This window comes from Streptococcus infantis (assembly GCF_047463615.1).
GTDB lineage: Bacteria > Bacillota > Bacilli > Lactobacillales > Streptococcaceae > Streptococcus > Streptococcus infantis_X.
In genome coordinates this window covers 97,720-120,758 of sequence record NZ_JASHDO010000005.1, presented here as the reverse complement: position 1 = coordinate 120,758, position 23,039 = coordinate 97,720, and the positions used below count along the sequence as shown (strand labels likewise).

The window sequence follows — 23,039 nt, the reverse complement described above, 5'->3', positions numbered from 1 at the left end:
TATCAAACTTGTTTCAGCAATTCAAGAAAACTTCTGGTTATTTCTGCAAACTCTTTTGGTTTTGCCTTATTCAAGACATGAGGGCCGTCAGGGATGATCTGAAACTGGGAATCTGGCATCAGTTCATGAATACTTTTCATTGAACTGAGATTAGGCTTATCCTGACTACCACAGATCAACAAGCTTGGATAGGGACAATTCCGTGCAATCTCTCTTAAATCAAGTGTTTTTAATTCCTCGGAAACTCCAACCATAAGAGCCTTATCTGCCCCCTGCTTCTCATATATCCTCTTAGGAAGTAATTTGAATATCAGCAACTGAATGTAAAAAGGAATGTTACCCGCTAGTTTCAGTGGACATCCTGACAAAACCAAGGCCTGAAGATTTGGTATCTCAAAACTTGAAAGCTCCAGTGCAAGTGCAGCCCCTAAGGACAAACCGATTAGGACAAAAGGTTCTGTCTCCTTTGATAAGCGCTGATAAATACGCTCCTTAGCTTCTTGATAGGTCCCAACTCCTGAAGGAAATAAGTCCAGGGCTTCAGAGGGATAATCTGCCAGCAAATCTTGAACTTCCCTCCAACTATCTGCTGACTGACCTAGGCCATGTAAAAATATAAGTTTCATTTAGTTCTCCTGTAATGATAACTCATACAAGCCCCTGACTGCATTACAGCCATAGACAGCCTCTGCTTGATTCAAATCTTCTATGGTCAAGACCTTCTCTTCTACTTGTTCGTTTTCAAGCAAGTGTTGACGATAAATCCCTGGTAAAAAACCTAGTTGACTTGGCGGTGTATAGAGTTTCCCATCCATTTTCAAAACCAGATTGCCAATAGAGGTTTCAAGCAATTTTCCATCAGCAGTATGATAAATAATTTCATTCTCTCCCATTGTCAAATGCGGTCGGTATGTCGTTTTAAAATAGGTAAAGGCCTGCTGCAAATCAGCTTCTTGCAGACAAAGTTTGGCCTGACAAAAACTAGAGCTAAGTGGTGTCAATACTTGTCGTTCAATTTCAATCTCTCCAGATTTGCTGAGACTGATTCGTATCCGATAATCTTGACGGATGTCACAAGACTGGTACTCCTTCTCTATTTTTTGTCTCAAAACTTCTTGGTCAAATGGAAAGGCAAAATAACGACTAGCCTTTTGCAGTCTTTCCAGATGTTGCTTTTCAAAGAGCAAGGTTTTCTGGCTGATTTTCCCTGTCGTTATCAGTTGAAAACGAGGCTGTTTGCGATAAAGAACAGCAGCCTTTTGCTGGACTTCACGGTATTCTGACTCCCAAGTACTATCCCAAGTGATGCCACCACCAACCCCATAGATGGCTTGACCTTTATGAAGCTGAATGGTTCGAATAGCCACATTGAAAATCCTTCGTCCATTGGGAAGTAAGAGTCCAACAGTTCCACAGTAAACTCCTCTAGCTTGTGGCTCCAAGTTCTTGATAATTTCCATGGTCGCTATCTTGGGAGCTCCTGTGATGGAGCCACATGGAAAGAGCGAACGAAAAATCGCAACTAGGTCAACATCCGGTCGTAACTGACTCTTGATGGTCGAAGTCATCTGCCACACTGTAGAATACTGCTCTACTTGGCATAAACGCTCCACATGCTCACTACCAACCTCAGAAATACGATTCATGTCATTTCGCAAGAGATCCACTATCATCATGTTTTCTGAACGATTTTTGGGATCCTGCGCCAACCAAGCAGACTCTTTCAAGTCTTCATCTTCAGTCAGTCCACGTTTAGTCGTTCCCTTCATAGGACGAGTCGTTAATTCACGGCCATTTTGCTCAAAAAAGAGTTCTGGGCTCATGGAAATCACTGCCATGTCGTCGTGCTCTACGTAAGCATTATATCCCGCTTCCTGCTCCACCACCATACGATTGTAGATAGCAAAAGGATTGGCACTTAAATTCTGCTCGAGTTGGACCGTATAATTGACCTGATAGGTATCCCCTTGTCTTAAATGATGGTGAATTTGCGTAATTGCCTTTTCATAGGCCTCTGGAGATGTTAGTTCCTGCCAGTTTGATGGTAATTCCACCTCCTCATAAGTCAGAGGAATGCTAGATGTTTCAACGCTGTCATGAATAGTGAAATAGAGAAGATACTCTCCTAACAAGGGACCCTCGTGAACCGCTAACTTCTCCTCAAAAGCAGGTGCTGCTTCATAACTAACATAACCCACCACATAATAGCCCTGTTCTTGGTAGCTTTCTACTTGTGCTAGCAAGTCTGTCACTTCTGATAAATCTCTGGTTTTTAACTCTTTGATAGGCTGGGTAAAGGTGTATCGCTCGCCCAAAGCCCTAAAATCAATCACTGTTTTTCTATGCATATCCTAAGTATACCATAAAAGCCAGACCCCAACAGGAGATCTGGCAATTTTATTCTTTGAGAATGATAAAGTAGATGTGACTTTCTAAGAAAATCTGAACATAGCATCCTCTTTTATCACACCGACTTTTTATCTATCCTTTAGGAAAGAGTTCAGATGAAAAGGCATCTGTGATCTGCAATAGTTTTTGGAAGACTTTTTTCTTCAGAGCTACTGTATAATTGGCAACTGAGCCTCCGTACTTGAAGTTTCGGTAATCCGTTTCTACTGCTTGGTCAAACAAGTCTTGCAATTTCTCATAAGAATCAATTTGCTGACCATCAATTTCAAAACTATGGATTCCTCGTTTTGCCTTAGCAATAATAGCGTCAAACCAAGCCTTCTTCCATTCTTCCAAGTTCTGGAACTTGCCTTTCGAAACCTTCTGGATAATGAAATCATCCCCAAGGGTGTCACGTCCCTCGCTTAAGGCCTCATCCTTGTATTTATTAGAAGCATAGCCTAGGAAACCATTTTCGTAACCATAATAACCCCACATACGGAAGGCATTATGTTTGAAGGAGATGGCTCCAGGAGCTCCCTGACTGGTATTTCCACCATAGATAGCATCCACCATCTTGACATTGACATAAGCTGTCTTGAGTTCTTCTGGTCGGTAAGTTCCCTGATAATGCCTATTGGTGATAATGTTATTTTTGATTAAGTCATCCACAGAATTTAGCTGAGTCTTGGCTTCCTCATCTGTCAATGGACGGACATAGTCCCACTGGTTAGGAGCAAGGAGTTTATTATCCTGGTCCTGATGACGCATTTGCTTGGTCATCTTGCTGAACCAAGCCTTCTTCAAAGCCAGATCATTCTTAGCAAGAACGCGTTCTCCTTCCAGATAATCTAGAAGCATCAAAGCCTCATTATAACCTTTCATGTAGTGGTCAATCTGCTGGCGTGTTTGCAACTTGGTTGGATCTGGATTGTACCATTGTTCCCCATCATTTGGTCGCATGTAAGCCATATTGATACCGAGAGCGCCATATTCACCTTGATGGCCTTCCTCAGCCGGTGACTGGAGCATACCCTGAGCATAGGCTTCTACATAGGTTCCTTCACGATGTTTGTAGCCACCCAGATAGACAATACGATCGTTGACGTGCGTTGTCTCGTGGGTGTAGACAGACAAACCATACTCACTCATCATATCTATGTCTACAAAGTGAACAGCATCTCTGGCATTTATCTTTGGATAGATAGAGGCATAGGCTCCTAGCTTGTTGTCCTTATAGTAGCGACCTGCTGGCCCAAATACTTCACGAATTGGCGCATAGTCTGCCATACCACTAGTATGTCCATAACGCTCTACCCAGCCACGTCCATCAACGCGATAGCCTTCCCAAACTGGAGTAGCCACATTAAAGTCACTCTTAACCATACGGTCTTTGACATCATCAGCCGCAAGTCGATACCAAAAGTCCAAGTAAGTCAACTGACGGTCCGCTACTAGATCAATGTCAGCCTTCATCTGGTCTATGGTTTTGCCAGATTTATCAGCTGATCCGAAGGTAATGGTATTGTAGTTGGAAATCAGGAACATCTGTGCCTTCTTCACATTCAACAAAGGCAGAATCATATTGCGATGCAGCCAGTTATTCAGATTGTCATAAGCCCGATGCTTCCGATTTGCAATTTCTTGATTCTTAGAAGCTCGCTCTACTATGTACACATGGCCCTTGGTGGCATTCACAAACCAGTCATTCATATCCTTGTCAGTCGTCAATAACTGTCTGTTGTAGTCTAAGAAGGCATGTAAATCTTCAGATTTTGTATCCTTGGCTAGGACTCTTGCAAAGGTTTCATGAGTCTGGTCGCCTTTTAGGTTGCTTTCTCTTGAACCGAGTTCAATCAACCGATCTAAGATATCCACATTTTGGCCATAAAAATCTGGTTTAAAGAGCATGAGTTCTTTCAGATTGTAATCCGCAAATCGGATACCATAATAGCGATTAAGATAAGCAAGTCCCAGCATGATAGCAGACTGATTATCCTGAACTTTTTGCTTCAGAGCAGCGGTACTAGCAGGTGAATCATTCCACTGATAGTCTAGATTGGTGAGTAACTTATCAACCAGAGTTCCCAGCTGCGCTTTGACCTCTGCAAAGCTTTCTTCTAGATACCAATTCTTCACAGCCTCAACCTTCTTATCAAGGCTAGTGGTTTGATCATCTAGAACTTGATGAACTCCTTCAGATTGTAAGTCCACTGTTTTCAGGATTGAGGTCAGGTCCTTGGCTAGAGCTGAACGGTCCTTAACCAGCATATCTGGAGTATAAAGCACATCCAAGTCAGCAATCTTGTATTCCTTGATGGCAGTCAAGCCAGAATTTTGTGAAGTAATTGCAAATACATCCTTGGTCTGATCTGCATAATGAACCATGATATGATCTGCCGCTGACAGGTCCGTCACAAAATCTTGTCCCTTCATAGCAATAACAGAGACCACCTCTTTCTTGGCTAGATTGTGATCAAGATCTAGCTTGTTCCCTTGATTAACGATCCATTCTTTATTGTAGAAAGGTTGTAATTTTTCAAGGTTGCGATAGGCTTGATTATGGCGACTATCATAATCTTGGATGTCCTGATAAGCGTATTCTTTTACATTAACAATAGTAGGTGATTCAGTTTTCGACTTAGCCAGATAGTAGCTATAGCCTGCTTCAAAGATTTTCTGAGCATTACGTTGAATCAAGTCAGTTGCCTCAGCAGTCACCTTGTAATACTCTTTTCCGTTTATTCTCTCAGTTTGAATAGACTTGATGGCTAAACGGCTAGTCTTATGATCTTTAGAGCTGACCTTGAGATAGTAGTTTTCCAAATTCCTTGGTGCTTCCGCCAATTGTTGAATCTCAGTCTCTCTGCCATTTTCAACCTTGATAAGGCTTGTTTCCTTGATATCTTTTATTTCTAGCTTTTTAAGCTCTAGACGGAGCTTTTTGTCCTCAAGCAGAGTGCTCTCCTCACCCTTACCACGGTTGTAGACCATCCTTGTAGAAATAGTGTAGTCCGTGTAGAGTTTTAGATTATCAACTGTTGCTTCCAGTTGATCACTCGTCAAGTCAAGAGTCTGTTCCTCTAGCCCCTTGGCTTTAATAGTGGCACTAATTTTTGAGACGGTAACGCCATCTGCCTTGTTCAGATTATAACTTAAGCGAGCTGAACGGCTCATCGAATTTCCAGTAATAGTAGAAAGAGTTAGGACTGGTACAGGTTTGATCTCTACTTTTTTCTTACTACCACGGACAATGATCTGATCTTTAGCTTCTCTTAAAATTCGTGTTGTTTCTTTGAGTTCTGAGATACGTTTCCCATCTTTTTCCTCATAGCTGGTAACAATCTCTTTCTCACCATCTTGACCGACTTGCTCGATTCTTGTTTCACCGACAAGCATGTCTGGATCAATCTTTTCCCTAGTTTGTTTAGGAATCAACTCTTTTCGGACTTCGATATATAGAGTCGGTTTTGCATCTTGAACGAGCGCTTCAGTAGCATTCACACCACCACTATAGCTAGGGATTTCCTGTTTCAGAGTATCAACGGGAACTGCCCCACCTTCATAATCTGGTAAGCTTTCGGCTACTATACCTGAGCCATTGACTCCACCTTCAAATGTTGGTTTAGACGGCTCAACTAAGGATTCGCCGGATACGCCTCCTGTAAACTCTGGGATTTCCTGTTTCAGAGTATCAACTGGAACTGCGCCTCCTTCATAATCTGGTAAGACTTCAACTACTGTACCTTGGCCATTAACACCACCTTCAAATGTTGGTTTTGAGGACTCGACTAAGGATTCGCCGGATACGCCTCCTGTAAACTCTGGGAGGTCCTGTTTCAGAGTATCAACGGGAACTGCGCCTCCTTCATACTCTGGTAAGATTTCAGCTATTACACCTTGGCCATTAACACTACCTTCAAATGATGGTTTAGGTAGCTCGACTAAGGATTCGCCGGATACGCCGCCTGTAAAGTCTGGTTTGTCACGAACTTCTGGGATGCCACTTTGACTACTCAATTTTGGGGTATACTCAGGCAAAGCTTCAGCTACTGTACCTGGGCCATTGACTCCACCTTCAAATGTTGGTTTTGTTGGCTCAACTAAGGATTCGCCGGATACGCCGCCTGTAAACACTGGTTTGTCATGGACTTCTGGGACGCCACTTTGACTAGTCAATTCTGGGGTATACTCTGGTAAGGATTCAGCTACTGTACCTGGGCCATTGACTCCACCTTCAAATGTTGGTTTTGACGGCTCAACCAAGGAGTCGCCGGATACGCCGCCTGTAAAGTCTGGTTTGGCGTGGACTTCTGGCACGCCACTTTGACTACTCGATTCTGGTGTGTACTCTGGTAAGGCTTCAGCTACTGCTCCTTGGCCATTGACTCCACCTTCAAATGCCGGCTTAACCGGTTCAACCAAGGAGTCGCCGGATACGCCACCTGTAAAGTCTGGTTTGGCGTGGACTTCTGGGATGCCACTTTGACTGCTAAACTCTGGGGTATACTCTGGTAAGCTTTCGGCTACTGCACCTGGGCCATTGACTCCACCTTCAAATGTTGGTTTCGTTGGCTCAACCAAGGATTCGCCTGATACGCCACCTGTAAAGTCTTCTTTGTCATGGACTTCTGGGATGCCACTTTGACTGCTAAATTCTGGGGTATACTCTGGTAAGGCTTCAGCTACTGCTCCTGGGCCATTGACTCCACCTTCAAATGTTGGTTTTGTTGGCTCGACTAAGGATTCGCCTGATACTCCACCTGTGAAGTCTGCTTTGTCATGTACTTCCGGCACGCCACTTTGACTGCTAAATTCTGGGGTATACTCTGGTAAGGCTTCAGCTACTGCTCCTGGGCCATTGACTCCACCTTCAAATGTTGGTTTTGACGGCTCAACCAAGGATTCGCCTGATACTCCGCCTGTAAAGTCTGGTTTGTCGTGGACTTCTGGGATGCCACTTTGACTACTCAATTCTGGGGTATACTCTGGCAAGGCTTCAGCTACTGTACCTGGGCCATTGACTCCTCCTTCAAATGTTGGTTTTGTTGGCTCAACCAAGGAGTCGCCGGATACACCGCCTGTAAATTCGGGAATTTCATGAACGGCTGCTTGATTTACTGGCTTTGCAGGAATCTCTGGATTTCCACTAGATGTTAGATCTTGCCCTGTTCCTCTTAAATCCGACTCTAATAAATAACCGACATAGTCATAGCCTTTAATGTCAATAATCCCTTGAGAGAAACCATCTGCAGACACAAGAGTTTTAGTCTGATCATAAGCTAGCAAGTCCTTGTGTTCAAAAGCAAATACATGATAAGGGAGTAATAAACTCTTACCAAGAGAAGCAATCAATAACACTCCAACTATCTTAGAAGGCTTTTTCCTAGAAAATAGGAAAACCACCAAACTAGCCGTCAGAAGACCAAGACCAGCCAAGGGGAAGGTGACTGATCCTGTTTGAGGTAAGACGGCTTGTCCCTGCTTACGATAGACTAGATAATAGCTCTCTTGACTAAGATCTTGTGGTAATTCATGATGAATGAGTTCACGTTCAGCAGCTGTCAACTCCGATTCCGATAAATAATGAAAGGAAACTTGCTTGGTTTCATCAGCCTGAACCAGTTTGGGTTCAAGTGTTCCTCCAACGAAGGCAAGTCCAATCAATACCGAGCCCACTCCCATACTCAGTTTACGAATGGCAAATTTTTGTAGCTTTTTTCTATCTTCCATATCAGCTTTGTTCTTGTCCTTAAAGACATCTCCTTTGTTCCGTTTTCGTAATCTTATTATAATATTTTATTGATTTTTTTACAAAATTTTTTATAGATAAATTGATCATTTTTTGAATAAAAAAAGGTTCAGCTTATGCTGAACCAATTTTTAATCTGGCACATATTCCAATATATCACCAGGTTGGCACCCAAGTTCTTTACAAATGGCTTCTAGCGTTGAAAAACGTATAGCTTTGGCCTTACCTGTTTTCAGTATGGAAAGATTTGCCGGAGTAATACCTACACGTTCTGCTAAATCTCCTGAACGCATTTTTTTCTTTGCTAATTCGACATCTAGATTAATGACAATCACGGTATAGTCTCCTTTCTCTAGATTGTAAACTCATTTTCTTCTGCAATTTCGTTTGCTTTTTCAAGGACTTTTCCAATTGTCCAAACAACGAGTGCAGTAACCATGAAAGTTATATTCAGAAATGAATAACCATTGAGTGTCAAAATCCCATCTCCAAGAAATGAAGCAAGAAAAAGTGATAGAGAAATACGATTAGCAAGTTTGACATTATGAACTGTAAAAATCTGTTCATTAATGATATTTTGGAAGAACTGTCTAACACAGAATAGTACAAACAGAATGATAAAGCTATTGATAAAGGACAAAGCACTCACTAGTATTGAAGTATTCACCATATCAGGTTTTAAGGAAATAGTCCCAAGGTTAAATAGGCTAATCTCAGTTACATTGAAAACTGTTAAAAGGATGGATATAACTAAAGATACTCCCAAGATAAAAAGTAGGATATTAATAAAACCTAAAGCAAATGGTAAGTAGGAATTTTTCTTAAACATTAATTTCAAAACCTCGTTTCTAATCTCTACTATATTATACAATAATAGTAAGTTTTACGTGCATGTCTTATGCTACTTTATCTGAAAATTGATTTTTGATAGAAGTAAGCACCAAGCTAGCAATAAACAAAAATGCTGCAATCGAGAAGTTAAAAATAATATGAGCTGGGTTAAGAATAAGTTCTGTAATACCTTGGATTGCTCCTACTAGCGTCATTAAAACTGCACCCTTTTTCAAGAATGAAATGGTTGTATTTTCAAAAAGATCGCTTTCTTTAAAGTCCTTAGCAAACTGTTTTAATTTGATAAGGCCATAAATCAGAAGTGTATTACCAGCAACAAAGGTTAGAACAAAGGCATTAACTCCTCCCCACGCTTCGTAGCCTGATCTTGTTACCTCCCCACCTTCAGGCATTAGTTGGCTGATATCAAATTGACCAAGGAGAAGAACTAAGGAAGCGATACTAAAGAAACTGAGGGTAAAGATTCCGAAATTAGAGCCTAATGTAACAAGTGATTTAGTAAAGTTTACGATTTTAGTTGATGTAGTTTTTTTCATGATGATTTCCTCTTTTATAAAATATTTTTGTTTTAGCAACAAATGAGCTCTTTTTGTTACTACTCGAAAACTTATTATTGTTTATCGATATATCTAGTATAGCATAATTTTTTTGAAATGCAACACTTTTTTATCGTTTTTTGATAATTTTTTTCTTTTATTTAAAAATATCTTTATTTAAGAGCAATTAGACTTCAAATATTAAAGTAAACACTTCTAAAAAAATCAAATATGAATCTAAAACATTTTTAGTAAACTCTTTTTAAGAATATCACGTTCACTCAACATATTCCAACAAATAGCCATAACCTTTTTCTTCCATTTGTTCCTTAGGAATAAAGCGGATGGATAGACTATTGATACAATAGCGTAGACCTCCCTTGTCCTTAGGCCCATCTGTAAAGACATGTCCTAGGTGAGAATTCCCTGTTCGACTTCTGACTTCTGTTCTGACCATATTATAAGACTTGTCTTCCTTATAGGTCGCAACATCTGGACTGATAGGCTGGGTAAAGCTTGGCCAACCACAGCCCGATTCAAATTTATCTTTCGAAGAAAAGAGAGGTTCTCCAGTTGCCACATCCACATAAATTCCTGCTTCAAACTTATCCCAGTAACGATTTGAAAAGGCTCGTTCTGTTTGACTGTTTTGAGTCACTGCATACTCTTCAGGAGAGAGGAGTTTTTTCAATTCATCGTCACTCGGTTTTGGATATTTACTCGCATCAATAACAGGATAGGCTGCTTGATTGACATTGATATGGCAATATCCATTAGGATTTTTCTGGAGATAGTCTTGGTGGTAATCCTCAGCCACAATAAAGTTTCTTAAGGCTTCCTTTTCAACCGCTAGAGGTTGGTCGTACTTCTGAGAAACTTGGTCAAAAACTTGATTGATAACTTCTAGGTCCTGCTCGTCCTTATAGTAGACTCCTGTTCTGTACTGAGTCCCCACATCATTTCCCTGCTTATTTTTACTAGTTGGATTGATAATGCGGAAATAATGGAGCAAGATTTCTTTTAGAGAAATTTGATTGGCATCATAGGTCACATGAACAGTCTCAGCATGCCCGGTTTGGCCGATCAATTCATACTGGGTTGTTTCTCCTCTGCCATTCGCATAGCCAGAAACAGCATCTGTCACACCTGCTACTCTTGAAAAATACTCTTCGACTCCCCAAAAACAGCCTCCCGCTAGATAGATTTCATGTAGGTCAGCATCTTTACTTGGCTCAGTTTTTTTCTTGGCCTTTTGTCCCTGACTAACTGCTGCCTTCTCGATTTGAGTGGTATCTGTGTAGCTTGCGCTCCTTTTTTCCAAAAGAAATAAAAGTCCAATAATAATGCAAATGATGATTCCTATGAATACAATTATTTTTAATTTATCATTCATGATGAGCCTCTAATCTATGTTTTTTAGCATCTGTAAAATAGTATCCTTATCCATAAAGCCTGGCTGGGTCTTAACTAGTTTACCTTCTTTATCAATAAAAGCCTGAGTCGGATAAGAACGAACTCCGTAACTCGCTAAAAGTTGTCCCGAAGGGTCTAGCAATACTGGTAAATCTTTATAGTCCAAACCCTGATACCATTTTTTAAAGGCTTCTTCTGCTTGCTCTCCTTTTTGACCAGGAGAAACCACTGTCAAGATGACATAGTCATCACTTGCTTCTTTTGCAAGCTCATCGGTATCAGGTAAACTAGCTAGACAAATAGAGCACCAAGATGCCCAAAATTTGAGATAGACTTTTTTGCCTTTATAATCTGATAGACGATAGGTTTTACCATCAACTCCCATAAGCTCAAAGTCTGGAACTGCTTCCCCTTGTTTTGCCATTTGAGAGCTAACTTGTGCATTTTTGTCTCCATTTTGCTTATCAGCTTGGCTCTCCATCTGATTTTTACAAGCTGATAGACAGACCAGACTAGCGCAGACCAATACAGTTGCTTGCCATTTTTTCATCTTCATCATCTTCCTCGTTATCATATGAATATAGATATTTACTTTGTAGTTCTATTATATACCTACCTTGCTAAAAATACTTAAAATCTGTTTGGAAAATCATTAAGCTTCTTGATTACAAAAACTCCCACCTGCTAAGCAGATGAGAGTTTTGGATTATTTAAAGATAGAAGTTTTAAAGCTATCTGTTTGTTGAAGAAGTTTCTTGAAGAGTTTTTCTTTAAGTGATACGGTGTTATCAAATTTGACAGATCCGTTACTTAGAGTAGCCTTATCTTTATCAACTGCTTCAGCAAATGCACGTTTCAAGTCTTCATAGCTATTGTATGTTTTACCATCGATTTCAATAGATTGAATTCCATTTTTGGCACTTGTTACAACTTCATTGAAGTAAGCTTTCTTCCAATCTTCAAGATTGTTGAATTTTCCTTCAGAAATCTTGTTAATGATGAAGTCATCACCTAGAGTCTCTTTACCAGCTTTTTTAGATTCGGCTTTTAGCATGTTAGAAGCATAGTTTAAGAAGCCTTTTTCATAACCATAGTAACCCCAAATTCTGAAGGTATTGTGTTTAAATGACATCGCTCCTGGAGCACCTTCACTTGTATTACCACCATAGATACCAGTCATCATTGGAACATTCACATAAGCAGAATCAAAGTCAGTAGGATTATAAACTCTGTTACCTGGACCACGGTTGGTCATGAAGTTGTTCGTAATTAAGTCATCTACTGTGCGTAAAGGAATAGCTTTCTCCTCATCACTTAAAGGTCGAACCTTGTCGAATTGGTTCTTGGTGTTATTTCCTCGGTATTGCTTATCAACCTTCTTGAACCAAGCGTTGTTTAAATCTTGATTTGCTTTATCGAGAACAGCCTCTCCTTCAAGATAATCCAGAAGCATAAGAGTGTCGTTGTAGCCCTTCATGTAACGATCAATTTCGTCACGTGACTTCAGATCATTTGGATTGGTGTTATACCATTGATTTCCATCATTTGGGCGTTCATAAGCCATGTTAAGACCTAGGGCTTTGTATTCACCATTTGGATTTGATACTGATGGAGTTTGCAACATACCTTGTGCAAATGCTTCCAAATCAGTACCTTCACGGTGTCTTGAACCACCCAAGTAGACCATACGGTCATTTACGTGAGTTGTTTCGTGTGTAAAGGCTGAAATACCAAAGTCACTAATCATATCGGTAACCATGAAGAAGACAGAGTCATCTTTATATGGATTCGCATAGACACGAGCCACAGCTCCCATACGCCAGTCAGTCGCATGATAACGGTCTGTAGGTCCATACAATTCACGGATAGGCGCCACATCTTTACCACTGTTTGTATGTCCGTAACGGTCTGTGCTGATATCCTTGTAATTTTGGTTATCCAAAACTGGTGTTGGTACCATGTTATTGCTCTTAAGAAGTTTATTACGTACTTTATCTAACGATAGACGTGACCAGAAGTCTAGATAATTTTGTTGAGCTTTGGCTACTTTATCGATTTCAGCTTTGAAGGCATTACGTTCTGCTTCAGTATACTTACCATATTTCTCGAATGAACTATAAGCCATTGTATTGTAAGTTGAAATCAAGAACATATGGGCATCTTTTAAGTTCAAGAGTGGCAAGATCATCTTACCGTGCATATCATTGTTTAAGCCTTCATAAGCTCTGTGTTTCTTATCAGCAAACTCAGGAGTTGTTGTTGCTGGTTCAACGATATAAACATTATCTTTGGTTGCTTTGATAAACCAATCGTTCAAGTTTGTATCATTTGTGAATAGACGCATATTATAGTCTAAGAAACTATTTAACTCGCTGATACCGATAACTCCACCGATAGCTTCGCGATAAGCTTCTAAAGTTCTATCACCTTTAATGTTACTTTCTTTAGAACCAATCTGAATCAAGAAGTCTAACACATTGACATTTTTACCATAGAAGTCTGGTTTGAACAACATAAGTTGCTTGATATTAAAGTTATCAAACTTAACTCCGTAGTAACGATTGAGGTAAGACAAACCAAGAAGAACCGCTGCCTTGTTATCATCAATTTTCTTGATCAAGGCACGTTTAGCAGCCTCATCTGTGTTTAATTGATGATCTTCATTTTCAAGCAACTGTTTCACAAATTTAGCCAGATTATCCTTGACTTCTTTGAAGGTTTCTTCGAGGTAAAGGTTCTTGATCGCATTAACTCTATTATCCCCAGTTCTTCCTAATCGTTGATAAATTGGGTCTGATTGTAATTCAACTGGACTTAATTTTTCAACGATAGCATTGATAAGATCGCCACGGTCTTTGTCAACGATATTAGGCGTGTAAACAACTTCTCCAAGTTCAGCAATGCTGTACTCTTTCACTTGTTTGACCTTAGATTCTTTCAGTGAAACAGTAAAGATGTCTTTTGTCTTATCACCATAATGCACCAAAATGTGGTCAGCATCAGCCAATTCTGTCACAAAGGCATTGCCCTTCATGGCAGTAACAGACAAGACTTCCTTGGTCAAGAGAGGACTATCAGCAGCAAGTTTGTTCCCTTGGTCTACGATCCACTCTTTGTTGTAGAATGGTTGTAATTTTTCAATATTACGGTAGGCAAGTTCACGAGAGGCGTCGTAACCATCGATTGTTTTGTATTGATCAGCTTTGTTGACAATGTTATTGAGTTTGTCTTCAACAGGTTTAGTGCTTTCAAATTTATCAGCAGTGATTCCCATTGATTCAATCTTCTTGTCAGCTTCTTCTTGTGAGATGCTAGGAATCTTGCGAGAATTCTTATAAGATTTATTACCCTCACTTACTCCCTCAACACTGAAGTTACGTTTTGTTCTTGAATACGTGAAGTAATCATCGGCGTCAATATCAGAGTGACCAAAGACCATCTCACCAGTTTTGACTTTCATCATGGTGATGTTGTCTTCAATAGCACCCAAGGCCCAGTTGGTACCCAGCAAGCCACCAGATTGAACAGCTTCTTTCAGCTCGATAGAACCTTTAGCAACTGAATTTCTGAGAACACCTTCTCTTCCTAGTGTATGGTTATCTCCACCATTTTGAGAAGAATAAACTAATCCTGCTGCTTTTGCCTTATTCCCAGTAATTTCAGCATCAACGTAGGCTTTTTCTACGATACCTTTCCAGTTTTCACCTAGAACACCTGCTAAGTACCAACCTTTGTTTCCAGCGGCGTGAATTTTACCGATAAAGGCAACATTACTTACCTTACCACTACCATCAATTTTATTGATAATACCAGCTACATCGTTGCCCCCGATAACATTACCTGTTACTTTAACATTTTCGACAGTTGCATTATTTTTGATAACATTTGCGATTGGTGCTACTCGATCAAATCCTGGCATGTCAATATTGACATTTTCAAGCAAGAGATTCTTGACAGTACCACCTTCAATGTTACCAAACAATGGTCTCGTAATGTTATGGATGGCAAATTTATTACCTTCTGTACTTTCCAATGTTCCCTTGAAGGCATTGGTTACATAAGACTTGCCAGCTGGTTGCACGTTACTTGCATTCATACTGCTACCAAGCTTAAAGGTACCAGTAGGATTGGCCTGCATTGCTTTTACAAGGTCATTGAAATCATAGTAAACATCACCTTCATGGGCTTTTGGTTTAGCAAAGTAATGAACATACTCCTCTGCAAACTGATTATCTGCATTACGTTGGACTAGGTCTGGTGCTTTAGCAGTCACTTTGAATAATGCTTTACCATCAACTGTGACTTCTTCAATCTTATCAACAGCAAGTTTTGTCACCTTGTTATCATGAGTTGTCACTTTCAAGTAATAAGGTTTAACATCTGATGGTTTTGCTGACAAGAGACTATTATCAGTTTCTACACCTTGGTCATCAACACTGATAAGGCTTGTTTCCTTAATGTTTTTGACTTCGACTTTTTTGAGATCGAGTCTTAGTGGTTCTTCCGTGAGAACTACTTCTTCATTCCCATTTCCACGATCGTAAACCATCTTGGTTGCAATCTTGTAGTCCTTATAATACTTCAAGTTTGTAAGATTAGCGGTCAAATCTCCCTCAGACATGTTGACTGTTTGAAGGCTAGTGTCTCCATCTTTCAAAACAACTTCAAGAGATTTAATGGTTACACCTGTTGGTTTGACCAATTGGTAACGAGCCTTGGCACTACGCTCTAACTCTTCTTTATCAATTTGAGTAAGTGTCAAGGTTGGCGCAGTCAGGATTTGATCACCTTTCTTGATGATACGATCTTGAGCTGCTTCAACAACTTCCTCTGAAATCGTTGGAGCATCTGCAGTTTTCACTCCTTTAAGAGTCTTATAGACTTTGGTAATCTTTTTCTTACCGTTTTGACCAGCTTGAGCAACAACTTCTGTTCCCTTCGGAAGAGTGCTGTCTACTTCTGTTCTTGTTTCGAAAGGAATTTCTTCAAACGAAACTTCTTCAACTTGACCTTCAATAGCCTTGGTACCACGACTAATTTTTTCGTTTACTGGCGCCGTAACAGTTTCTGTACTCGTGCTGATTGGGTCCCCAACTTTTTGACCATCGACTGTCTTATAGACACGATGAATCAGCTGACTTCCTGCTTGACCGTTTTGAATCACTGTTTCTTCATCAGTGTAGCGAGTATCATCAGCTACATACTCCTTTGTATATGGAACTGCTACTGTTTCAGTTTCTGTAATAGTTGCTTCAGCTACTGTATACTCTGGCAATTCTGGCTGAACTAGGGATTCACCTTGGTGACCCTCTTCTTGGGTGCCTTTAGCTGTAAGATCACCGGTGTAGGCTGGCAATTCTGGTTGAACTAAGGGTTCACCTTCGTGACCTTCTTCTTGTGTACCTTTGGCTGTAAGCTCACCCGTGTTGGCTGGCAACTCTGGTTGAACTAGGGATTCGCCTTCATGACCCTCTTCTTGGGTGCCTTTGGCACTGATCTCACCTGTATAAGCTGGTAATTTTGGCTGAACTAAAGACTCACCTTCTTGACCTTTTTCTTGAGTTCCTTTAGCACTAATCTCACCTGTGTAGGCTGGGTTTTCTGGTTGAACTAGAGATTCACCTTCGTGACCTTCTTCTTGAGTCCCTTTAGTGCTAATCTCACCTGTGTAAGCTGGCAATGCTGGTTGAACTAGAGATTCACCTTCGTGACCTTTTTCCTGAGTTCCTTTAGCAGTTTCTTCAGGTTTATAAGCTGGAGCTTCTGGTTGAACTAAGGCTTCGCCTTCGTGACCCTCTTCTTGCGTGCCTTTAGCACTAATCTCACCTGTATAAGCTGGTAATTCTGGCTGAACTAAAGACTCACCTTCTTGACCTTTTTCTTGAGTTCCTTTAGCACTAATCTCTCCTGTGTAGGCTGGAGTTTCTGGTTGAACTAAGGCTTCGCCTTCGTGACCCTCTTCTTGGGTCCCTTTGGCAATAATCTCTCCTGTGTAGGCTGGGGCTTCTGGCTGAACCAAAGATTCACCTTCGTGACCCTCTTCTTGGGTCCCTTTGGCTGTAATCTCGCCTGTGTAGGCTGGAGCTTCTGGCTGAACCAAAGATTTACCTTCGTGACCTTTTTCCTGAGTTTCTTTAGCAGTTTCTTCAGGTTTATAAGCTGGAGCTTCTGGTTGAACTAAGGCTTCGCCTTCGTGACCCTCTTCTTGGGTCCCTTTTGCTGTAATCTCGCCTGTGTAGGCTGGAGCTTCTGGTTGAACCAAAGATTCGCCTTCGTGGCCTGCTTCTTGAGTTCCTTTAGCGCTAAGTTCGCCTGTATAGGCAGGCAATTCTGGCTGAACTAGGGATTCGCCTTCGTGACCCTCTTCTTGGGTTCCTTTGGCTGTAATCTCGCCTGTGTAGGTTGGCAATTCTGGTTGAACCAGAGATTCACCTTCATGGCCCGCTTCTTGCGTTCCCTTAGCAGTAGCAATTTGCTCTGGTTGTTCTTGGAAATCTGATGCTTTAAAGTAACCTACGTATTCGTATCCTTCGATCTGAATGACACCTTTGGCTAAGTCCTCTTGACTACTTGCAGTAATCGTTTTGTTGTAGGACACTAAGATTTTATTCTCAAATGCTTGAGCTGACTGAGGGATAAAGTAACTACCACCTAGCGCTCCAATAAAGAGAAGGCCAAGAATTTTATTGCGGTGTTTTTTAGACATCACCACAACAACCATAGACGCTGTTGCAAAACCGAGAGTTGCCAATGCCAACTCTTTGCTTCCAGTGTTCGGCAATTGTTGAGAAGTCACTTCCTTTTTTCTGTAAACAAGATAGACAACATCATCTTGTTTTAAATCTGAAGGGAGTTCGCGATGGATCAAAGCTTTTTCTGCTTCTGTCAATTCCTGTTCAGCCAAATAACGGTAATGAACTTGGCTAGGTGTCGCTACTTCGTTAGCTGCAACAGTTTCAACTAAAAAGTTGTTCGCTCCCAAAAGAAATGTCCCGATAACTGCAGAACCTACACCAACTGAGAACTTCCGAATAGAGTATTTGATGACTTTATCAAACTGCATTTTTCTGTTTTTCATTTTAAATCTTTCTAATGTGATCTATTGGATATTGAGCACGCGCCCCTCCAATGAGTTTTGGTCGACTAGCAAGTGCCGTTACATGAGCCTGACCAATCTCTCTTAGGACTGGTCGAATGGGTACCTGAACATGTTTGATATGCATCCCAATAGCAGTATCTCCAATGTCCAAACCAGCATCTGCCCTGATAAATTCAACCTCCACGGGATCCTTCATATAGCGAAAGGCGGCCAATTGACCAGAACCTCCTGCATGCAAGGTTGGGAGTACACTTACAATCTCCAACTGATATTTTATAGCCACTTCTCGTTCAACAACTAGAGCGCGATTGACATGTTCACAACCTTGAACAGCTAGGTGAATCCCCTTAGCCGTCAACAGCTCCAACATTGTCTTGACGATTAGCTCACCAATCTCCTGACTCGAATCTTTGCCAATGTGTCCTCCCAGCACTTCACTCGAAGACAAACCTAAGACAAATAGTGCACCTTCCTGTATAGAAGCCTTGTCTAAAACATCTTCAAGTATCTGCTGTGTTTCTGTTTGAATCCGTCTTTGGTCCATTTTTCACCTCGCTTTTTTCATTCTATCATATCGTTTTTCATCAATTTTAGCAAGGTTGGAAAAGATGGGGGTCCATTTGCTAGGATTCAAAAACTATATGAGGGCTTTTTTCAAAAACTGATTCTAATCTTTTTCACTTCCCAAGACAACATAAAACGCCATCTTGAAAACAAAAAAAATATAATAGTTTAGTAAAATAGTTGATTTAACAACATGTATATCTAAAAGATTTGTCAGTTGATTCGATTCTAAACTACCGAAAAGCAACTTCTACCATTCTACCCCATTTCTTCTATTAAAGCTACTACTTTGCCCTATTTTTTGGACTTTTTTTCTACCTTGTATTAACCTTTAATCATTCAGAAAACTTTCATAAAATGATGCATAACCTTTAATTTCACTCTCAAATTATACTATGACAGATTTTTAAATACAAACTGAATCCAATTTTTCAAAAATCTTAAATTTACAACAAAAACAGAGAAGATCTCCTTCCCTGTCTTTTTCTCTATTAAACCTTTTGGAGTCCTTGGACGGCATCGTGATTGATGAGCACTTGGCCGTATTCTTGTAGTACCGAACGGCTGATATCACTATCATCAGCAAATTCACGCATGCGAGCCAATAACCAAGCTGGATAAAGACTTGGATGATCTTCTACATCAACCAAGACTGTGAGATAGTATTGGTCGTTCATTTTGTAAAGTTCTGAAGTCTCCATTTGGTAATCAACTGTTTTCGCAAAAGAAACCAAACTAGTTAAGTCGTCAAAGCGTAGGATGTAGTAGATATAAGGTTCTCTTTTCCCTTCTTCTTCGAGGGCTTTATCAAGCGCTGCTTCCTCTTCCTTTTCAACCTGCTCTAGAGATTGAATGGCTTCAATATCATCTTTAGTTTTTTCTGCCATGGTTTTCTCCAAGGTTTTCAAAAACTCATCTGGAGACATTTTAGCTAACTCATCCATATCAGGAAGATCTGCCAAATCTTCAAAGTCCAAGTTCTGGTCAATCTTAGATTTCGTCACAAAGACATCAACCTTATCAGGTTTCGGTGTTACTCGGAAGCTAAGCATTCCTGTGTCCAAGAAACTGTCTGGCATTTCTAGTTCATCCAAAATTGCGTAGAAAAATTCTTCTGTTTTCTCTTGCGGAACGAGAAAGTCTGCGATTTCCATCCCTCGATCCATCAAATCCTCTAAAGACATGGTGATCTTTAATGTCGTATCACTGATTTGTTTCATTTTCATAGTTCGTAACCTCATACTTTCAGTTCTATCTATTATACAAGATTTCACAGATTTTATCAAAAGAATGGCGTTGGAATGTGATATAATACTAGTATCTATTTTAGAATGTAAGAAAGAAAATTTCATGAAAAATATAAAAGTTAATGCTTTGGCTAGCTTGCTGGTCAATATCTTAAATATCGTTTTTCCTTTGATTACTAATCCCTATCTAACGCGGATTCTTAGTAAATCCAATTATGGTTACTTTAACACAGCTAACACCTGGGCGAGCTTTGTCATTCCACTAGCTGCCTTTGGGATTTACAATTATGGGATTCGAGCTATCAGTAAGGTAAAGGATGATAAGAATAAGATCAATTATGTCTTTTCTAAGTTGTTCTATATCTCAGTCATTACTTCAATTCTGACAACTGCAATTTACTTCCTCTTTATTCATTTTGATACTAGTATTGTCAATCTGAAAATCCTTTACTATATCCTTGGAATTCAGGCCCTCTTCCAATTTCTGAATATCGAATGGATGAATGAAGCCTACGAGAACTATTCTTTTATCCTTTATAAAACACTAGTTATCCGAATTGGAATGTTGGTGGCTATCTTTGCCTTCGTCAAGACACCTGATGATATCGTCCCTTATGCTACAATCATGAGTGCGACAACTATCATCAACTATCTGCTCAGCTTCCTCTGGATTAAACGAGAGGTTTCCTTTGTTAAGATTGAGTTCATCGAACTTCTCAAGTCATCTAAACCACTCTTAACCATGCTCCTTCTAGCAAATGCCAATATGCTCTATACCTTGCTTGACCGTATGTTCATCACTAAAGGACCTGATGAGAATTTCATCTCTTACTATACCATCGCCTCCAGTATTGTTATGCTGATTGCTAGTGTCCTCAGTGGAGCTATCAACGTCAGCATCCCACGACTTGGTTATTATCTAGGAAAAAAAGATTTTACTTCTTATAAAAATTTGGTCAATCAGGGCGCATCCCTCTTTTACTTCCTCATGATCCCAACCAGCATTGGCATCATGGTTTTGGGTACCTATGCTACAGTTATCTACTCTTCTGAGAAATATCTAGAAGCAGGAATCGTAACGAGTATCTTTGCCTTTCGTACCATTATCTGGGCTATCGAATTAATCCTTGGAAAACAGATTATCTTTATTAATGACCATGAAAATCGTTTGACTGCCTTTTACTTTATCGGTGGCGGTGTCAATGTAGTCCTAAACTCACTACTCCTTTTCAATAATATCTTTAGTCCTGAATACTACATTGGAACAACCATTATAGCTGAATCAATCGTAGTTCTGCTAGAAATTCGCTTTATTCAGAAGCATAAACTATTAGATTTGAGAGAGATTTTTACAACCTTGGCTCGCTACACAATCGTGTCACTCGGTTTCATCCCAATTTATTATATTTTTAAAACCCTCTTCCAAGTTCATAGCTATGAAGTTACGATGAAGATGATTAGCATGGTTCTTTCTACAATCGCAGCTTGTGGCATCTATTACGCCATTACCCTCTTTATTATCAAAGATAAAACACTTCATTATGCGCTTGACTTAGTTCGTTCTAAGATTAAAAGAAGATAGAGGTCTTTATCCTTCTCAAAAGTGTTCAAATTAAATATAATACAACAAAAAGAAGACTCGCAAAGTCTTCTTTTTCTATGCATCCAGCAGCATTACGGACAATACATACTCACTCAATGAACATGTTAGACTAAACTAGGTCAAGGCTAGACTAACCTAGCTTGAAAATGTTTTTGAAGAAAATCACTTTACAAGGCTACTGTTAATACTTGCCCTGCTCTTACAATCTGCTCTCCTGCAATGTAAACATCGTCGACATCACTGGATTTGACAGCATAAACTAAGTGAGACAGCATGTTTTCTTGAGGTTGGAGATGAATTTTTCCTTGGGGTTGGATGACTAGAAAATCAGCTTGCTTGCCGATTTCCAAACTACCAATCTCATCTTCCATTCCCAACACCTTAGCACCCTCGATCGTCAGGGCCTTGAGGGCAGTTTCGATTGGAAATTGGCTGGCATCACCACTCTTCATTTTCTGTAAAAGTGCTGCAGTCCGCCCTTCCTCAAACATATCGAGATTATTGTTAGAAGCAACTGAGTCAGTCGCAATACCGACTGGCACTCCTGCCTTTTGAAGTTGGACGACTGGTGAAATTCCCGAAGCTAGTTTGAGATTGCTGATAGGATTGTGGGCGATTGCAACTTGTGAATCTGCCAAGCGGGTAATTTCCGCTTCATTTAACTCCACACCATGGGCAAAGACAGCTTTATGATCTAAATAGCCAAGTTCATCTAGAAAGGCTAGTGGGCGTTTGCCATAGCGTTTCAGGATAATTCCTGACTCTTCCTGGGTTTCTGCCACGTGGATATGAAGGGGAATATTTTCTTCTTTTGCTAGGTCAAGACTTGCCTCCAGCAAATCTCGACTACAACTGTAGGGCGAATGAGGAGCCACCATGACTTTGAAATTAGGATTCTGGTAACTTTTGATTGTCTCGATGACAGCACGAGTTCTTGCTATAGTCTCGTCTGTCGTCTCCACATCTGAAGAAAAGAGGGTTGGAGAAAAATAGCATCGCATCTTGGATGCCTTGAGCACCTCATAAATCTTCTCTATCTCCACTCCATTGGGATTGTACATATCGTTGAATGTTGTCGTTCCTGACTGGAGCATCTCTGTTAGCGCCTCTTTGACGGCCTTTGTAGTCATCTCTGGTGTGAATTCTGCTTCTGCTGGCCAGATATAGTCCTCTAGCCATTCGTGGAGATTGCTATCGTCACGAATCCCTCTCAAACCTGTCATGGCAGAGTGGGTATGGCAGTTAACCAAGCCAGGCATAATCCAGGCACCTTGATAGTCTATGATTTGATCTGCTTGCTCGAGAATCTCTTGATTTTCCTGACCGACATAGACGACTTTAGATTCTTTGACAGCTAAAATCCCATCCAGATAAACGTGGAAATCTTGGTCACAAGTCACGATATTTACATGCTGAAAGACTTTCATCAATAGGCTCCTTTTCTAAATTATACTCTTCGAAAATCTCTTCAAACCACGTCAGCTTTATCTGCAACCTCAAAGCCGTGCTTTGAGCAACCTGCGGCTAGCTTCCTAGTTTGCTCTTTGGTTTTCATTGAGTATTAGCTTTCATACTAGATAATTTT

The 23,039-nt window shown here is 40.3% G+C and carries 13 protein-coding genes; 1 reads left to right on the top strand and 12 read right to left on the bottom strand.

The window, feature by feature from the left end; genetic code table 11:
- Window positions 1–2: 2 nt before the first annotated feature.
- From QM874_RS06375 to mecA, 11 genes are all read right to left on the bottom strand, one after another.
- Window positions 3–626 (bottom strand): alpha/beta fold hydrolase, encoded by a 624-nt coding sequence (locus QM874_RS06375; RefSeq protein ID WP_414316673.1) that lies wholly within the window; start codon window positions 624–626, stop codon window positions 3–5.
- On the bottom strand, window positions 627–2,348 hold the full coding sequence (gene pabB / locus QM874_RS06370) for an aminodeoxychorismate synthase component I (RefSeq protein ID WP_414316672.1): 1,722 nt from the start codon (window positions 2,346–2,348) through the stop codon (window positions 627–629).
- Between the two features lie 133 nt (window positions 2,349–2,481).
- Window positions 2,482–8,121, bottom strand: coding sequence for an SIALI-17 repeat-containing surface protein (locus tag QM874_RS06365; RefSeq protein ID WP_414316671.1), 5,640 nt, complete (start codon window positions 8,119–8,121; stop codon window positions 2,482–2,484).
- Between the two features lie 150 nt (window positions 8,122–8,271).
- Complete coding sequence (locus QM874_RS06360; protein WP_004252288.1) at window positions 8,272–8,475, bottom strand: helix-turn-helix domain-containing protein; 204 nt, start codon at window positions 8,473–8,475, stop codon at window positions 8,272–8,274.
- A gap of 17 nt (window positions 8,476–8,492) precedes the next feature.
- Window positions 8,493–8,969 carry a DUF2975 domain-containing protein gene (locus QM874_RS06355; protein WP_414316670.1) on the bottom strand — a complete coding sequence of 159 codons (477 nt, stop codon included), beginning with the start codon at window positions 8,967–8,969 and terminating at the stop codon, window positions 8,493–8,495.
- 67 nt (window positions 8,970–9,036) lie between these two features.
- Complete coding sequence (locus QM874_RS06350; RefSeq protein WP_414316669.1) at window positions 9,037–9,528, bottom strand: hypothetical protein; 492 nt, start codon at window positions 9,526–9,528, stop codon at window positions 9,037–9,039.
- A 277-nt stretch (window positions 9,529–9,805) separates the two neighbouring features.
- Window positions 9,806–10,921 carry a peptide-methionine (R)-S-oxide reductase MsrB gene (msrB, locus tag QM874_RS06345; RefSeq protein ID WP_414316668.1) on the bottom strand — a complete coding sequence of 372 codons (1,116 nt, stop codon included), beginning with the start codon at window positions 10,919–10,921 and terminating at the stop codon, window positions 9,806–9,808.
- A 9-nt stretch (window positions 10,922–10,930) separates the two neighbouring features.
- The gene (locus tag QM874_RS06340; RefSeq protein WP_373114572.1) at window positions 10,931–11,491 is read right to left on the bottom strand and encodes a redoxin family protein; all 561 of its coding nucleotides are present in this window, start codon (window positions 11,489–11,491) and stop codon (window positions 10,931–10,933) included.
- Between the two features lie 156 nt (window positions 11,492–11,647).
- Window positions 11,648–18,019 carry a ZmpA/ZmpB/ZmpC family metallo-endopeptidase gene (locus QM874_RS06335; RefSeq protein ID WP_414316667.1) on the bottom strand — a complete coding sequence of 2,124 codons (6,372 nt, stop codon included), beginning with the start codon at window positions 18,017–18,019 and terminating at the stop codon, window positions 11,648–11,650.
- Between the two features lies 1 nt (window position 18,020).
- Window positions 18,021–18,584, bottom strand: coding sequence for a TIGR01440 family protein (locus QM874_RS06330; protein WP_414316666.1), 564 nt, complete (start codon window positions 18,582–18,584; stop codon window positions 18,021–18,023).
- A 511-nt stretch (window positions 18,585–19,095) separates the two neighbouring features.
- Complete coding sequence (gene mecA / locus QM874_RS06325; protein WP_414316665.1) at window positions 19,096–19,830, bottom strand: adaptor protein MecA; 735 nt, start codon at window positions 19,828–19,830, stop codon at window positions 19,096–19,098.
- A gap of 124 nt (window positions 19,831–19,954) precedes the next feature.
- Here mecA and QM874_RS06320 point away from each other — a divergent pair, with 124 nt between their 5' ends.
- On the top strand, window positions 19,955–21,433 hold the full coding sequence (locus QM874_RS06320) for an oligosaccharide flippase family protein (protein WP_414316664.1): 1,479 nt from the start codon (window positions 19,955–19,957) through the stop codon (window positions 21,431–21,433).
- Window positions 21,434–21,621: 188 nt separating this feature from the next.
- On the opposite strand, the gene QM874_RS06315 is transcribed toward QM874_RS06320, so the two are convergent.
- On the bottom strand, window positions 21,622–22,881 hold the full coding sequence (locus QM874_RS06315; protein WP_414316663.1) for a TRZ/ATZ family protein: 1,260 nt from the start codon (window positions 22,879–22,881) through the stop codon (window positions 21,622–21,624).
- Window positions 22,882–23,039 lie beyond the last annotated feature (158 nt).

Excerpts from the sequence above, each read along its gene's own strand:
- QM874_RS06375 (WP_414316673.1), bottom strand. The coding sequence starts at position 626 with ATGAAACTTATATTTTTACATGGCCTAGGTCAGTCAGCAGATAGTTGG.
- pabB (WP_414316672.1), bottom strand. The coding sequence starts at position 2,348 with ATGCATAGAAAAACAGTGATTGATTTTAGGGCTTTGGGCGAGCGATAC.
- QM874_RS06365 (WP_414316671.1), bottom strand. The coding sequence starts at position 8,121 with ATGGAAGATAGAAAAAAGCTACAAAAATTTGCCATTCGTAAACTGAGT.
- QM874_RS06355 (WP_414316670.1), bottom strand. The coding sequence starts at position 8,969 with ATGTTTAAGAAAAATTCCTACTTACCATTTGCTTTAGGTTTTATTAAT.
- QM874_RS06350 (WP_414316669.1), bottom strand. The coding sequence starts at position 9,528 with ATGAAAAAAACTACATCAACTAAAATCGTAAACTTTACTAAATCACTT.
- msrB (WP_414316668.1), bottom strand. The coding sequence starts at position 10,921 with ATGAATGATAAATTAAAAATAATTGTATTCATAGGAATCATCATTTGC.
- QM874_RS06340 (WP_373114572.1), bottom strand. The coding sequence starts at position 11,491 with ATGAAAAAATGGCAAGCAACTGTATTGGTCTGCGCTAGTCTGGTCTGT.
- QM874_RS06335 (WP_414316667.1), bottom strand. The coding sequence starts at position 18,019 with ATGAAAAACAGAAAAATGCAGTTTGATAAAGTCATCAAATACTCTATT.
- QM874_RS06330 (WP_414316666.1), bottom strand. The coding sequence starts at position 18,584 with ATGGACCAAAGACGGATTCAAACAGAAACACAGCAGATACTTGAAGAT.
- mecA (WP_414316665.1), bottom strand. The coding sequence starts at position 19,830 with ATGAAAATGAAACAAATCAGTGATACGACATTAAAGATCACCATGTCT.
- QM874_RS06320 (WP_414316664.1), top strand. The coding sequence starts at position 19,955 with ATGAAAAATATAAAAGTTAATGCTTTGGCTAGCTTGCTGGTCAATATC.
- QM874_RS06315 (WP_414316663.1), bottom strand. The coding sequence starts at position 22,881 with ATGAAAGTCTTTCAGCATGTAAATATCGTGACTTGTGACCAAGATTTC.